The sequence below is a fragment of the Variovorax sp. FW305-3-2-15-B-LB1 genome (assembly GCF_058787635.1).
The window spans coordinates 1-13,554 of sequence record NZ_JBYSZY010000001.1 but is presented as its reverse complement, the minus strand read 5'-3'; the positions used below and the strand labels follow the sequence as shown (position 1 = coordinate 13,554).

The window sequence follows — 13,554 nt, the reverse complement described above, 5'->3', positions numbered from 1 at the left end:
GTGCCTCTTCGGAGTTGAGAGCCCTAGAGCGATGCGCCGTGCTGCGCACGCTGCGACCGGTGGCACGGTGTGTGAGCCTTACGCAGCTTGTTGTGTGAAAGATCATGCAGCTGTTCACTGCGAACTCACGTCTGAAATATGCGGTGGAGATGCCTCCTGGCTCAAGGGAAAAATCTCCCGGTGAGACGGCCCTTATCAGCCGAGCCGATACGCCCTGCGGACAGCCAGCTTGCACCTCATTTCGCAGGCGCTGGCCGGTTTCAGGAGACACCCGATCGCAGATCTTCAAGACGACGCTAGCAAGGTCGCCTGCTGCTGTGGCCTGTTCCTCATCGACGATCTCTATGGATTCCAAGTCGATTCCAACCTGGTGACACGCGCGAAGAACCTCTGCCGTCCAGCGGCCGCTGTGCGTGTTGGCTGAGTGAACCAACAGGTACGTTTCAGGCAATCGAATCCGATAAGGCATGCTGCAATATAGAGCGCTTCTACCCAAATTCTGAAGCTTCGATGAAAGTCCACCGTTGGCCGCAGCCCAGCCTATTCAGGCTGCGGGAGGACAAGATTATTGAGTGCTTCTTGAAGACTCCATTGCCGCCATCCAGGCTGCGCAATCGAACCATCAGAGCGCAGTGGAGAAAGATTGAACCCTTCTTCTACATCCTCGAAGTACATGGCGACGCTGCGGTGCATCGCGACAACAAAGACGCTCTCGAATTCACCGGAGCGCTCGATAGCCGCGAGACGAAATGGAATGCGGTACTGCGCAAAAATCTCCCGCTCCGTCAGCGTGCACTCTGAGAGTTGGAGTTCCACCAAGGCCTCAAGCTCTCTGGCAGAAATCGGTGACCATTCCATGATTTCTCCCGAGCGAACTTGGATGGAAGGACTTTGTCTGAACAGTTGCGCAGAGCCTCGCGACGTAGCCATCAAGGTCCGCTCTTCTTGGCCACTAGCAGTCGTCGATGGGACGAATCTGGCGAGGCCTTTCACGATGCCGCCGCGCACCCCTCAGGCTTGAACACCCGCGTGGTCGATGCCGGAAACTTTGCAAGTTTGGCCGCCGGCCGCGACGGGCGCGGCACCAACTCTCCGCCGCAGTTCGGGCATGTGCCCGCCATGCGTTGGTTCGCGCAATCAATGCAGAACGTGCACTCGAAAGAACAGATGCGGGCATCGGCCGAATCCGGCGGCAAGTCTCGGTCGCAGCATTCACACCCGGGGCGCATTTGGAGCATGGCGAAACCTCAGAGAGCGTTTTGTCAGTTGAGCTTAAACGAAGGCAAGGCGGCCGATGGCGGAATTCAGTTCGTCGAGCCAACGGGCCCGAGTGCAAGGCTCATCGGCTGCACCATCAGATGCGAGTGTTCCCGCAGCGGCTCCAACGCACCATCGGGTCGGAAGCCGCACGCCATGTACAGGCGCATCGCGGGCGTGTCTGCGACAGTGACCCCCAGGCCGACGCGCTTCATCCCTGCACGCGCTGCCCAGGAAACCGCTTCTTCAAGCAAGGCGCGACCGGCCCCGATGCCTCGTGAGGCGGGGTCGACCCACATCTGAAACAGATGAGCGACAGTCGGTTCATCGCCGGACACCTTGCACCAGATCAGGCCGCAGGCGTCGGTGCGGTTGAACGCGAAAAGCACACGGTCTTTCCCCGACGAAGTCGCCGCAGCAATGCGAGCGGACCACATCGCATCGGTTCTCGTGGCCTCTGCCTCGTACGTGCTTCCGAAGGCGTCCGGCGAGTCGAGCAACGCCCGCAGACGCAGGTCTCGATAGGTCTTCCATTCATCGAGTTTGGCCGGTTGCACCGAGATCTCTGCGGTCGGATTCATGGACGATCGTTCATTCAAAAAAATACTAGCGAATGCCGCGACGCATGCGGTTCAAGCGGCTGCTCATGATCCACGCAACCACCGGCCCGATCACCATGCCAGCCAGGCAACTCCACACAACGACATGGCTCTTGAGCTCGAGCAGCCAGGTGAGCATCGGGTACTGCGCGGCCACGGCGTCCGGGAAGCTCCACCAATAGGAAGAACCGCGGCTGGCGCCCGTGCGATGCTTGGTGCCGTCGAGCCAGTACGCGGCCAACGGTGCAAGGCCCAGATAGGCAAACATCGCCGCCCAGGGGCCGAGCACGATGGCGCCCAGGAAGGCGTCGATGAAACGGGAGCGCATCGATTTACCGCTCACGCATGCGCCGCCAGATCAGGTCCGCCGCCTCACTTGCGCTCACCAGCGCCGAGTCGATGACTAGGCGACTCGTATCCCAAGCCTCGTAGTCATGCCCAAGCACAGCCTCCCAGCTCGGCAACGCAAAGCCCGCCATGTCGGCTTCCCGGTGCTCCACCCGCCTGCGATGTTCAACGACGTCAGAGCACACGACCTCAACCTCTACCAGATGCAATGACGTCTCGGCCGCCACGGCCCGCCACGCCTCACGCGTGACCGACAGCGGGTTGACGCAATCAGCGACCACGGACATGCCGAGCGCAAGGTTGGACCGAGCCAGCGCGTAGGCCACGACGTAGCCCGCCGGGCCCACGTCGTCAGTGCGCCCGCTTGCGGTTTTCAGTGCGTGCTCGATGGCGTCGATGCGCAGGTACACCGACGGGGCGCGCGTCACGAGTTCGCGCGCGATGGTGGTCTTGCCTGTGCCGGGCAGTCCGCTCAGGACGATCAGGGTTCGATGTTCCGAAGTCGATCTCATGGAAAGGGATGGCGTCTGTGAAGGGCCGTTCGTCGGCGATCGTACCCACCATTCGTTCATGCGGGCCCGTCGACCTGTCAGATCAGCGGCACCGTCGCTTCCTTCAGCACCCGCAGCACGAAGTGCGACTTGCTGTGGCGAATGCCGGGGATCTTGTAGAGCTTCTCGCGCAGCAGCCGCTCGTAGTCGCGCGTGTCGCGCACGGCGATGCGGATGTAGTAGTCGTAGTCGCCCGACACGAGGTAGGCCTCCTGGATCTCGGGAATGGTGGCGAGGGTGCGGCCGAAGTCGTACAGGGTTTCGTCGGTGTGGCTCTCGAGCGTGACCTGCACGATGACCGAATCGTGGTACCCGAGCTTGGCCGGGTCGACGTCGACGGTGTAGCGCTTGATGACGCCCGAGGCCTCGAGCTTCTTGATGCGCGTCCAGCAACTGGTGGGCGACAGGCCGACCTCGTTGCCGATCTCCTGCAGGGTCTTGCGCGAGTCGAGCAGCAGCACCCGCAGGATCGCCAGATCGGTCTTGTCGAAAGATCCTTCGTTGTCTGTCGATGTTTGGCGATTAGTTTTCATGTTTCGAGCTTAAACAGCCAAAAGAAAGAAGCAAATTCTGCCTCAAGAGCGGAAGAATTGACGGCATGCGACTGCTCGACCTTCCCCCCACATCCTCGCCCTCCCTCTCGCCGGCCATGCCCGAGACCCCACTCCGCGTGCGCAACGGCGCCGAAGCGCTGCTCGACACGCTGGTCGCGTGCGGCGTCGACACGATCTTCGGCTACCCCGGCGGCGCGGCGCTGCCGCTGTACGACGCGCTGCACGGCGAACCCCGGCTGCGCCATGTGCTGGTGCGCCACGAACAGGCGGCGGTGCATGCGGCCGAGGGCTATGCGCGCAGCACGGGCCGCGTCGGCGTGGTGCTGGTCACCTCGGGGCCGGGCGTAGGCAACACGATCACGGGGCTGCTCGACGCGATGAGCGATTCGGTGCCGGTGCTGTGCATCAGCGGGCAGGTGTCGACGGCGGTGATCGGCACGCAGGCTTTCCAGGAAAGCGACGCGCTGGGCATGTCGCGCCCGGTGACCAAGTGGAACCGTCAGGTGCGCGCGGCCGACGACGTGCCCGCGCTGGTGCGCCGCGCGCTCGACATCGCCACCACCGGCCGCCCCGGTCCGGTGCTGCTCGACGTGCCGAAGGACATCCAGCTGATGCGCCTCACGCACGGCGCCGCGCCGGCCCCGCTGCGCGCGCTGCGCACGGGTCGCGCGCCGCTGCCGCCGCGGGCGATGCTGCAGCGCGCCGCCGACCTGATCTCGACCGCGCGCCGGCCGGTGCTCTACGGCGGCGGCGGGCTCATCAACTCGGGGCCGGCGGCCTGCGAGGCGTTCACGCAGCTCGTGCACCGGCTGCACGCGCCGTGCACGCTCACGCTGATGGGGCTGGGCGCGTTCCCCGCGTCCGATCCGAAGTTCGTCGGCATGCTGGGCATGCACGGCATGCTCGAAGCCAACCTCGCGATGCACGAGGCCGACCTGGTGGTGTGCGTGGGCGCGCGCTTCGACGACCGCGTGACGGGCAAGCTCGACGAGTTCTGTCCGCACGCCCGCAAGATCCACATCGACATCGACCCCGGCAGCATCAACAAGGTGGTGCACGTCGACGTGCCGATGGTGGGCGACTGCGGCGCCATCGTCGAAGCGCTGCTGGGGCTGCTGCCCGAAAACTTTGCGCCCGAGCGGCTGGCGCCGTGGTGGGCGCGCATCGAGCGCTGGCGCGCCGAAGACTGCCTGGCCTTCACGCCGTCGACCGAAGAGATCCTGCCGCAGCAGCTGATGTCATCGCTGCAGCGGGCCATCGCGGGCCGCGACGCGATCGTCTCGACCGACGTGGGCCAGCACCAGATGTGGGCCGCGCAGTACCTGCGCTTCGACAGCCCGCGCCACTGGCTCACCTCGGGCGGCGCCGGCACCATGGGCTACGGGCTGCCCGCAGCCATCGGCGCGCAGATCGGTCACCCCGACGCGCTCACGGTGTGCGTGAGCGGCGACGCCTCGGTGCTGATGAACATCCAGGAGCTGTCGACGGCGATGCAGCACGGAACGGCCGTGAAGCTGGTGCTGAGCAACAACGGCTACATGGGCATGGTGCGCCAGTGGCAGGAGCTGAACCACGGCAACCGCCTGAGCCACAGCTGGAACGAGGCGCTGCCCGACTTCGTGGCGCTGGCCAAGGCCTTTGGCTGGGGGGCGCGACGCGTGTCCGATCCGGCGGAGCTGGAAGAGGCGCTGGCCGAATGCCTGGAGAGCAAGGGGCCGTTCTTTCTCGACGTGCAGGTGGCGGCGCAGGAGAACTGCTTTCCGATGATGCCGTCGGGGTGCGGGCACCACCGGGTGATGCTGGCGAAGGACAGGTGGTACGAAGAAAGCTGAGCGCGGGTCCTCGCGCTCGCTCAGTTCAGGAGTGCCCGTCCACCCGCATCTGGAACAGGAAGTAGGGCGGAATGCACGCCCCGCGTCCTTCGGGCTGGCCTTCGGCCTGCGCGCAGATGTAGTCCTCGCGGCAAGGCTGTTGCGCCGAGCAGCTGCGCAGGTTGCCGGGTCGCGTGTGCTTGCTCAGGCAATCGCCGAAGGGTTGCTTCGCTGCCAGGCACTGGTTGAAGTCGCTGAGGATGGCGATGCCGCCGCAGGTGCCGTTCGGGTCTTTCGGATCGCAGCGACCCGAGCACATGCCGCCGGGGAATCCGACCGAGGTTTTCTCGCAGACCGAATCCGCGCCTTCGCAGGTCGTGGTGGCGGTGCGTGGCAGCTTTTGCGCGCGGTCGCGCCATGGGTCGGCCGAGGCGGTGATGCGCGTGGGCTCGCAGCTGGCGCCGACGGTGGCTTTGTCGGGCAAGGCGTTCGCATCGTCCGACGAGGCCAGCGGGCGGAACGGGTCGGGCACGGGCGTCGTCAACGTGGCCTTCACATAGCGTTCGCGCCGCGCCAACTCATCCTGCAGGTGCGGCGAGTGCGGCAGCGCGAGCGCGTTGCCGGTCGTGAAGGTGCGCGAGGCGCCGCGCCGGTCCACGCCCAACAGATGAAAGCCCGCAACCGCGCGGCTCTGGTGACAGCCCGCGCAGCTCAGGTCGTCGAGACGGCGCAGCACGGCCTGCGGTGACTGCAGCGTGCGGCTGCCGGGCACGGGCTGCCAGTCGCCGGGTGCGAACAGCTGTTCGAAAGGGCGGTTCGCCAGGCGCTCGAGGCCGCGCGGCGCAACTGAGACCGACTCGGTCGCCAGGAAGCGATCGGGGATGCGCACGGTGGCGCTGTCGAGCGCGCGCAGCGTGTCGGGCTGCTGCAGCCATTGCAGCAGCGCCTTGCGCAGCGGGGCGTCGGCCTTGAGCTTCGCGACGTCGGGCGTGTTCTCGAGCGGGCCTGCGTCGAAGCGCTGCGTGCCCGCGTTCCAGCGGAAGGCACGCAGCAGGTACTCGGCGTGGCCGCCCAGGTCGGGCCGCACGGCCGAGGGCCAGCGCACGCTCTGCAGGTTGGTCGTCACCTGCGAGATGCGGGCCTGCGCGAGCTGCTGCGGCGCGAGCGGGCCGTCGGCCGATACGAGCCAGCGGCCGAGGGCCTCGTCTTTCATCGACGCCTGTGGTGGCTGCCAACGCCGCGCCGCGCTGGCGCAGCTGCCGTCGGCATCGGGCGCATCGCCGCGCAGCTCGACGGCGACGGTCATCGGCAGGCGCGACTGCATCGCGGCCGAGCGGTAGGCGAGCCGGTACACGAGCCGCGTCTCGCCGCAGGCGCCGGGCTGGAAGGGGCGGCGGTCCATGCGGTTGGCCACGCCGACCAGTTCGAAGAAGGCGTCGGGGCTGGCAAGCCAGCGCGCATCGAAGATCCGGTGCGGGTAGCGCGCAATGCCGACGCCGGCCTGCGGGTCGCGGCGCTGCAGGGCGGCGAGGCTGGTCTTCAGCGGATCGGCGATCGATTGCCAGGCGTGCGAGCGTGCGAGCGCCTGGTTGGTGGCGATGCCGCTGGCCGCAGAGGGCACGTCGAACCAGCGGCCGAAACCGGCGCCGGCTTTCTCGGCGGCCTGCAGCGCGACGGGCGAGGTGACGAGCAGCACCGGGTCGGCCGCGTGGGCGAAGGAGGATGCGAGCGCGAGGCCGGCGGTCAGAAGGTGAAGTAGGCGTGGCACGCGGACGATTGTGCCGCCGCGATTCAGCCCGCCACCGTCAACGCCATCTGCTGTCGCATGAGCCCGGCCACAGCCACGCCCTGCGGATCGCCCAGCCGTTCCAGCGCGGCGATCACGCCCTTGCGATCGTCTTCCGAGCGGTCCTGGTTGAGCTTGAACTTGCCTTCGAGCACGCGCACCGGAATCTCGACCGCCGCGATCATGTCCAGCCGCGGCGCCACGAAGTCGAAGGGCATGGCGTCGAAGTCCCAGTTGCCGCCCAGCGGCGTGTCGTACAGCGCGACGGTGCGGCGCAGCACGGCATGGATGGCCATGCGCTCCTCGATCACGCGGGGTGTGCCGCGCGCGTGGATCGCGGTGTAGTTCCAGGTCGGGAAGGTGCTTTGCTTCACGTACCAGCTGGGCGTGACGAAGGCATGCGGCCCCTGGAAGATGGCGAGCACTTCGGCGCCCGCGCGCAGTTCGTCGAACTGCGGGTTTTTCTTCGACAGGTGCGTGGTGAGCAGGCCGGGACCGTCGTCTTGCGCGTCGAGCAGGAAGGGCAGGTGCGTGGCGCTGGCGCCTGATGGGCCCACGGTGATGAGCGTGCCGAAGCTCCACGCGCGGATGCCGGCGTGCAGCGTCGCAAGGTCGTCCTCGGTGTACGGCTTGGGCGTGTACATGGCGAAGGCTTCAGCGCGCGGCCAGCGCGTGCATCCAGCGGGCGGCGTCGTCGAAGGCGCGGCCCGCCACGTCGGCGATCGACACCGCTTCCAGAAAGCCGTGGATGGTGCCGGGGTAGAGCACATCGGTCACGGCCACGCCGGCCTCGCGCAGGCGCGCGGCCATGAGCACGCTGTCGTCGTGCAGTGGGTCGCACTCGGTGATCGCCAGGCACGCGGGCGGCAGGCCCTCGAGCCGGGCCGTGAGGCTGGCCAGGCGCGGGTCGCGAAAGTCTTCGGGCCGGCGCAGGTACAGGCCGTAGAACCACACCATCATGTGCAACGACAGGCCGTACTCGCCCGCGCCGTAGCGCACCACCGACTCGCGGTACAGCTCGGTGCTGTAGGCGCCGTAGTTCAGCAGCATGCCCAGGGGCAGCGGCTCGCCCGCGTCGCGCAGCACGAGGCAGGCGCCCACCGACAGGTTGGCGCCCGCCGAGTCGCCGCCGATGAAGAGCTGCGCGGGGTCGATGTCGAGCGCGCCCGCGTTCGTCGCGAGCCAGCGCATCACGTCGACGCACTCATCATGCGGCTGCGGAAACTGTGCCTCGGGTGCCCGCGTGTAGTCGATGCCGATGACGGCGATGCCCGCGCGGCCCGCGTACTCGCGCATCACGCGGTCGTGGGTGTCGAGGCTGAACAGCACGAAGCCGCCGCCGTGGATGTAGACCAGCGCGCCCTGCAGCGAGCGCGTCTTGGGGTAGTGCACGCGGATGCGCACGTTGCCGTGGCGCGTGGGCACCTGCTGTTCGACCGTGCGCGCCATCGTCGGGCCGCCTTCGGTCCACGGCGCGCGCACCTTCTCGGCGTTGGCGCGGCCTTCGGCGATCGGGATGGTGTGGCGCTTCGGGTAGCGGCCGCCCTCGGCCGCCATGAGGCGCATGAACTCGACGATCTGCGGATCGAGCGGGGGCGGGGCGGTGGGGTTCAGCCAAGTGGCGGGCAAGGGGTTGGCAGTCACGCAAACACTTTCTCGGGAGGGCGAAGGACGGGTTCGGCCAGCGACGCAAGCGGCCGGGGCGTGGCCGCCAGCAGCGCCTGCGTGTAGGCATGGCTCGGCTGGTCGAACACGGCGTCGCGCGGGCCTTGCTCGACGATGCGGCCGCGCTCCATCACGACGACGCGGTCGGCGATCTGCTCGACAGCCGCGAGGTCGTGGCTGATGAAGAGGCACGCAAAGCCGTGGTGCGCCTGCAGGCTCTGAAACAGGCGCAGCACCTGCGCCTGGATGGTCATGTCGAGCGCGGACACGGGCTCGTCGGCCACCACGAAGGCGGGCCGGCGCACCAGCGCGCGCGCAATCGCCACGCGCTGGCGCTGGCCGCCCGAGAGCTCGTGCGGGTAGCGCGCGCCCAGGCCGTCCAGGCCGACTTCGTCGAGCGTTTCGTGCACGCGCTTCACGCGCGCGGCGGCATCGAGCGCGGGCAGGTGGCGCAGCGGCTCGGCCACGATCTCCTGCACGCGCATGCGCGGGTCGAGCGACGAGAACGGGTCCTGGAACACCAGCTGGCAGGCGAGCCGGAAGCGGTGCAGCGCGGCGCGGTCGGCGCTGCGCACGTCGTCGCCGCGAAACAGGATCTGCCCTGCGTGCGACGGCGCGAGCCGCAGAATGGCGCGGCCCAGCGTGGTCTTGCCCGAGCCGCTGCCGCCCACCAGCGCGACCATCTCGCCGGGGTGGATGTCCAGGTCGAGCCGGTCGATGATCTGCACCGGCGCATGGCGCTTGAAGAAGCCCGCGCGCGCGCCGGGGTAGCTCACGCACAGGCCGCGCACCTGCACCAGCGGCTGCTGCGCCGTGGCCGGGGCCGGCTTCGCAGCCTGGCGGCGCGGCAGGGCGTCGACCAGCTTGCGGGTGTAGGGCTGCTTCGGGTCGACGAGGATGGCGGGCACGTCGCCCGTCTCCACGAGCTTGCCTTTTTCCAGCACGATGGCGCGCTGCGCATAGCGCCCGACCAGCCCGAGGTTGTGCGTGATGAGCAGCACGGCCGTGCCCTGGTCCTTCGCGAGGCCGACCATGAGGTCGAGCACTTCGCGCTGGCTCAGCGTGTCGAGCGCGGTGGTCGGCTCGTCGGCGATCAGCAGGCGGGGCTTGAGCAGCATCACGCTGGCCAGCATGATGCGCTGGCGCATGCCGCCCGAGAACTCGTGCGGGTAGGCGTGCAGGCAGCGCTCGGGGTCGGCGATCTGCACGCGCCGCAGCATGTCGAGGCAGCGCGCGCGAATCTCGGTGGCTGACAGCTTCGTGTGCATGCGCAGGCCCTCGGCCATCTGCTCGCCGATGCGGTGCACCGGGTTGAGCGAGACCATCGGCTCCTGGAACACCATGCCGATGCCGGGCCCGCGGATGGAACGCATGGCCTTCACGTCGCGGGTGCTCAGGTCTTCGCCGTCGAACACGATCTGCCCGCCGCTTTGCGCGATGCCGGGCGGCAGCAGCTGCAGGATGGCGCGCGCGGCCATGGTCTTGCCGCTGCCCGATTCGCCCACCACGGCAAGGAACTCGCCGGGGCGCACGTCGAACGAGAGGTCGTGCACCAGCGTCTGGGCGCCGCCGTGCAGGTCGATCTTCAGGTGCCGCACGGAAAGCACGGGCGATGCGGAAGTAGAGGGATGGGTCATGACTTCTCCGTGCGCGGGTCGAGCCGGTCGCGCAGCGATTCGCCCAGGAGGTTGATGCCCAGCAGCGTGAGCGCGATGCACAGGCCCGGCACCAGGCACAGCCACACGGCCGAGGCCATGTAGGGGCGTGCGCTGGAGAGCATGTTGCCCCAGGTGGGCGCGGGCGGCGGCACGCCCAGGCCGAGAAAGCTCAGGGCGCTTTCCGACAGCAGCACCCAGCCGAACATGCTGGTGGCCAGCACGGCGACGGGCGCCACGCAGTTGGGCAGGATGTGGCGCCACATGGTGTAGATCTCGCCGTTGCCGATCATGCGCGAGGCCTCGACGTACTCGCGCTCGCGCAGCGACAGCACGGTGCCGCGCACCACGCGCACCACCGAGGGCGCGTAGGCCATGCTCAGCGCGAGCACGATGCCCCACTGGTTGGCGCCCACGATCACCATCACGCCCAGCGCCAGCAGCAGGCCCGGAAAGGCCAGCAGCGTGTCGTTGAAGGCCATGAGCACGCGGTCGGTCCAGCCGCGCACGAAGCCGGCAAGCACGCCCACCACGAGGCCGACGGCGGTGGCCAGCGCCACCGTGAGCAGCGCGATGAGGCCGCTGGTGGAGGCCGCGCGCATGGCGCGGCTGGCCACGTCGCGCCCGAACTCGTCGGTGCCCAGCCAGTGCGCGGCCGAGGGCGGCTGCAGCTTGCCGCGCAGGTCGATGCCCAGCGGGTTGTAGGGCGTCCACAGCGCGGCCACCAGCGCCAGGACCAGCAGCACGCCGATGAGCACGCCGCCCACGAGGGTATGGGTCTTGAGCTTTTTCACTGCACCGACACCCGGGGATCGAAGAGGGGATAGCACATGTCCACGATCAGGTTGATGACCACGTAGATGCAGGCCGTGAACAGCAGGCAGCCCTGCAGCACCGGGTAGTCGCGCGCGAAGATCGAATCGATCATCAGGCGGCCCAGGCCGGGCAGGGTGAACACCGTTTCGAGCACCGCGATGCCGCTCAGCAGATGGCCCAGGATGAGGCCGATCATGGTGAGCGTGGGGTTGAAGGCGTTGGGCAGCACATGGCGGCGCAGCACCTGCGACTCGGGCACGCCCTTGGCGCGCGCGTGCGTCACGTATTCGAGCCGCAGCACCTCGATGGTGCTGGCGCGCGACATGCGCGTGAGCACGCCGGTCTCGACCAGCACCAGCGTGACGATCGGCAAGATGACGTACAGCAGGCCCTGCGAGAAGTCTTCCGACATGGGCACGTAGCCCACCACCGGCAGCCAGTGCAGGTACTGGCCGAAGAACATCAACAGCAGCAGGCCGAGCCAGAAGCTCGGCACCGACAGCATCAGCGTGGCCGCGCCGATGATGGCGAGGTCGGTCGGCCGGTCCTTGCGCCAGGCGGCGACGAGGCCGGCGGGCACGGCGATCAGCGAGGCCAGCGCCACGGCGGTGAGCACGATCACGGCGCTCACGTGAAAGCGCTCCCAGATCAGCGGCAGCACGGCCAGGCCGTTGGTGGTCGACACGCCCAGGTCGCCGGTGAGCGCGTGGCGCAGCCACACGACGTACTGGGTGACCAGGGGCTGGTCCAGCCCCATCTGCTGGCGGGCGAGTTCGAGCTGCGCGGGGTCGGCGCCTTCGCCGAGCATGAGCTGCACCGGGTCGCCCGGAATCAGCCGCATGAGCGTGAAGACGGCAATCGACACCAGCAGCAGCGTCGGGACCGTCATGGCGATCCGGCGCAAGAGGTAGGCAAGCATGGCGGCGGCGCCCCGTCAGCCGCGCGCGTCGAGCCGGACGTTCCAGAACCGCGGCTTGGCCGGCGCCCAGCCCTTGAAGCCGGCCACGCTCTTGCGCATGGCGGTGGCGTCGCTGGCGTTGAAGAGCACGACCATCGGCACGTCCTGCAGCATCTGCTTGTGCAGCTCGTCGAACAGCACCTGGCGGCGCACCTTGTCGCGCGAGACCATGCTCTCGGTGAGCCGGGTCTGCGCGGCGGCGTTGTCCCACACCTTGCGCGGCTGCGTGGCCTTGTCGCCCGACACCATCTCGTAGTTGAGCGAGGGGTCGATGCGCGCCGAGTAGATGAAGGCCATGCTCTGGTACTGGCCCTTGGTGTAGCGGTCGAGCTGTGTGGCCCAGTCGAGCACTTCGAGTTCGATGTTGATGCCGGCCTCGGAGGCCATGGCCTGCACCAGCACGGCGGCCGAGTACAGCGCCTCGTAGCGCTTGTTGGCGACGAGCTTGATCGGCTGGCCGCGGTAGCCGGCCTCGGCCAGCAGCTTCTTGGCACCGGCGATGTCGCGCTTGTAGCCGCCGGCCTGCACGGGGCTGTAGAACGGGCTGGACGAGGGCACGACCGAGTTGTTGACGGCCGACAGGCCCTCGGTGACCGACTTGGCGATCTCGGGCGTGTCCAGCGCCAGTGCCAGCGCGCGGCGGATGCGCACGTCCTTCAGCAGCGGGTCGGTGGTCTGCAGGAGCAGGGCCACCATGGTCATCACCGGCGTGGTGTCGACGCGCACGTCGCTGCGCCCGCGCATCTCGACCACGTCGGCGGGGCTGGGGCTGATGAAGGCGTCGATGCCGCCGCTGTACAGCGCCGCCTTGGCCGCGGCCGAGTCGGGAATGACGACGAAGCGCAGGTTCTCGATCTCGGCCTTCTTGCCGCCCGTGAGGCCGTCGCGCGCTTCGGGGCGCGAGCTGTAGCCGTCGAAGCGCGTGAGCTCGATGTACTGGCCGCGCTTCCACTCCTTGATCTTGTAGGGGCCGGTGCCCACGGGCTCCTTCCACTGGCCGTCAGCGCCCAGCGAGCTGCGGTGCAGGATGGCGGCGCCGCCGCAGTCGGGGCGCGCCATCATGGTGAGAAACAGCGCGCTCGGGCGCTCGATCTTGAACACCACCGTCTTCGGCGTGGGCGCTTCCACCGCGAGCACCTTGGTCATGCCCTTGCCGTCGAACTCGGGCAGGCAGCGCCAGCCGCTGGTGGGCTTGAGGTAGCGCTGCCAGCTCCACACCACGTCGTCGGCCGTGAGCAGCGCGCCGTTCTGGAACTTCACGCCGTCGCGCAGCGTGAAGGTGTAGGTCAGGCCGTCGGCCGAGGTGTCGACCTTGCTCGCGAGCATCGGGCCGACCGAGGTGTCTTCGCGCAGCGCGACCAGGCCTTCGACCACGTGGATGAGCACGTTGTCGGTGTTGTCGTCGCGGTTGCCGCCGGGGTCGGTGGAGCGGATGTCGGAGTTGATCTGGATCCGCATCGTCTGGCCGGCCGGGGCCTGGGCGAAGGCCGCGCTGGCGGCCAGGCCGAGGCCGAGGACCAGCGCGGCGGCGGTGCGCGCAGCGGGAGGGAGGGA

14 protein-coding genes are annotated in these 13,554 nt (G+C 68.3%); 1 reads left to right on the top strand and 13 read right to left on the bottom strand.

The features are described 5' to 3' along the window. Positions 1-540: 540 nt before the first annotated feature. From AC3WQR_RS00070 to AC3WQR_RS00045, 6 genes are all read right to left on the bottom strand, one after another. On the bottom strand, positions 541-858 hold the full coding sequence (locus AC3WQR_RS00070) for a hypothetical protein (protein WP_369629191.1): 318 nt from the start codon (positions 856-858) through the stop codon (positions 541-543). 131 nt (positions 859-989) lie between these two features. Continuing rightward, positions 990-1,238, bottom strand: coding sequence for a DUF1272 domain-containing protein (locus AC3WQR_RS00065; RefSeq protein WP_369629190.1), 249 nt, complete (start codon positions 1,236-1,238; stop codon positions 990-992). A 66-nt stretch (positions 1,239-1,304) separates the two neighbouring features. After that, complete coding sequence (locus AC3WQR_RS00060; protein ID WP_492740825.1) at positions 1,305-1,838, bottom strand: GNAT family N-acetyltransferase; 534 nt, start codon at positions 1,836-1,838, stop codon at positions 1,305-1,307. A 25-nt stretch (positions 1,839-1,863) separates the two neighbouring features. Beyond that, positions 1,864-2,184, bottom strand: a complete 321-nt coding sequence (locus AC3WQR_RS00055; RefSeq protein ID WP_492740824.1) for a hypothetical protein — start codon at positions 2,182-2,184, stop codon at positions 1,864-1,866. A gap of 4 nt (positions 2,185-2,188) precedes the next feature. Beyond that, positions 2,189-2,716 carry a P-loop nucleotide/nucleoside kinase family protein gene (locus tag AC3WQR_RS00050; RefSeq protein WP_369629187.1) on the bottom strand — a complete coding sequence of 176 codons (528 nt, stop codon included), beginning with the start codon at positions 2,714-2,716 and terminating at the stop codon, positions 2,189-2,191. A 77-nt stretch (positions 2,717-2,793) separates the two neighbouring features. Next, complete coding sequence (locus AC3WQR_RS00045; RefSeq protein ID WP_174250212.1) at positions 2,794-3,288, bottom strand: Lrp/AsnC family transcriptional regulator; 495 nt, start codon at positions 3,286-3,288, stop codon at positions 2,794-2,796. A gap of 65 nt (positions 3,289-3,353) precedes the next feature. Here AC3WQR_RS00045 and ilvB point away from each other — a divergent pair, with 65 nt between their 5' ends. Next, on the top strand, positions 3,354-5,141 hold the full coding sequence (gene ilvB, locus AC3WQR_RS00040) for a biosynthetic-type acetolactate synthase large subunit (protein WP_492740823.1): 1,788 nt from the start codon (positions 3,354-3,356) through the stop codon (positions 5,139-5,141). A gap of 25 nt (positions 5,142-5,166) precedes the next feature. On the opposite strand, the gene AC3WQR_RS00035 is transcribed toward ilvB, so the two are convergent. The 7 genes from AC3WQR_RS00035 to AC3WQR_RS00005 are packed head-to-tail and all read right to left on the bottom strand — an operon-like array spanning position 5,167 to position 13,503. Further along, positions 5,167-6,888: a hypothetical protein gene (locus tag AC3WQR_RS00035; RefSeq protein WP_492740822.1), complete on the bottom strand. Its 1,722-nt coding sequence runs from the start codon at positions 6,886-6,888 to the stop codon at positions 5,167-5,169. A gap of 23 nt (positions 6,889-6,911) precedes the next feature. Beyond that, a complete protein-coding gene (locus AC3WQR_RS00030; RefSeq protein WP_492740821.1) occupies positions 6,912-7,550 on the bottom strand; it encodes an FMN-binding negative transcriptional regulator in 639 nt (212 codons plus the stop codon). 10 nt (positions 7,551-7,560) lie between these two features. Next, a complete protein-coding gene (locus tag AC3WQR_RS00025) occupies positions 7,561-8,550 on the bottom strand; it encodes an alpha/beta hydrolase fold domain-containing protein (RefSeq protein WP_492740820.1) in 990 nt (329 codons plus the stop codon). Further along, the gene (locus tag AC3WQR_RS00020) at positions 8,547-10,208 is read right to left on the bottom strand and encodes an ABC transporter ATP-binding protein (protein WP_492740819.1); all 1,662 of its coding nucleotides are present in this window, start codon (positions 10,206-10,208) and stop codon (positions 8,547-8,549) included. Before AC3WQR_RS00020 ends, AC3WQR_RS00025 begins: the two co-directional genes overlap by 4 nt. Then, positions 10,205-11,020, bottom strand: coding sequence for an ABC transporter permease (locus AC3WQR_RS00015; RefSeq protein ID WP_492740818.1), 816 nt, complete (start codon positions 11,018-11,020; stop codon positions 10,205-10,207). The genes AC3WQR_RS00020 and AC3WQR_RS00015 overlap by 4 nt, the downstream gene beginning before the upstream one ends. Beyond that, positions 11,017-11,961, bottom strand: coding sequence for an ABC transporter permease (locus AC3WQR_RS00010; RefSeq protein WP_062473187.1), 945 nt, complete (start codon positions 11,959-11,961; stop codon positions 11,017-11,019). The genes AC3WQR_RS00015 and AC3WQR_RS00010 overlap by 4 nt, the downstream gene beginning before the upstream one ends. A 15-nt stretch (positions 11,962-11,976) precedes the next feature. Then, complete coding sequence (locus AC3WQR_RS00005; RefSeq protein WP_492740950.1) at positions 11,977-13,503, bottom strand: ABC transporter substrate-binding protein; 1,527 nt, start codon at positions 13,501-13,503, stop codon at positions 11,977-11,979. Positions 13,504-13,554 lie beyond the last annotated feature (51 nt).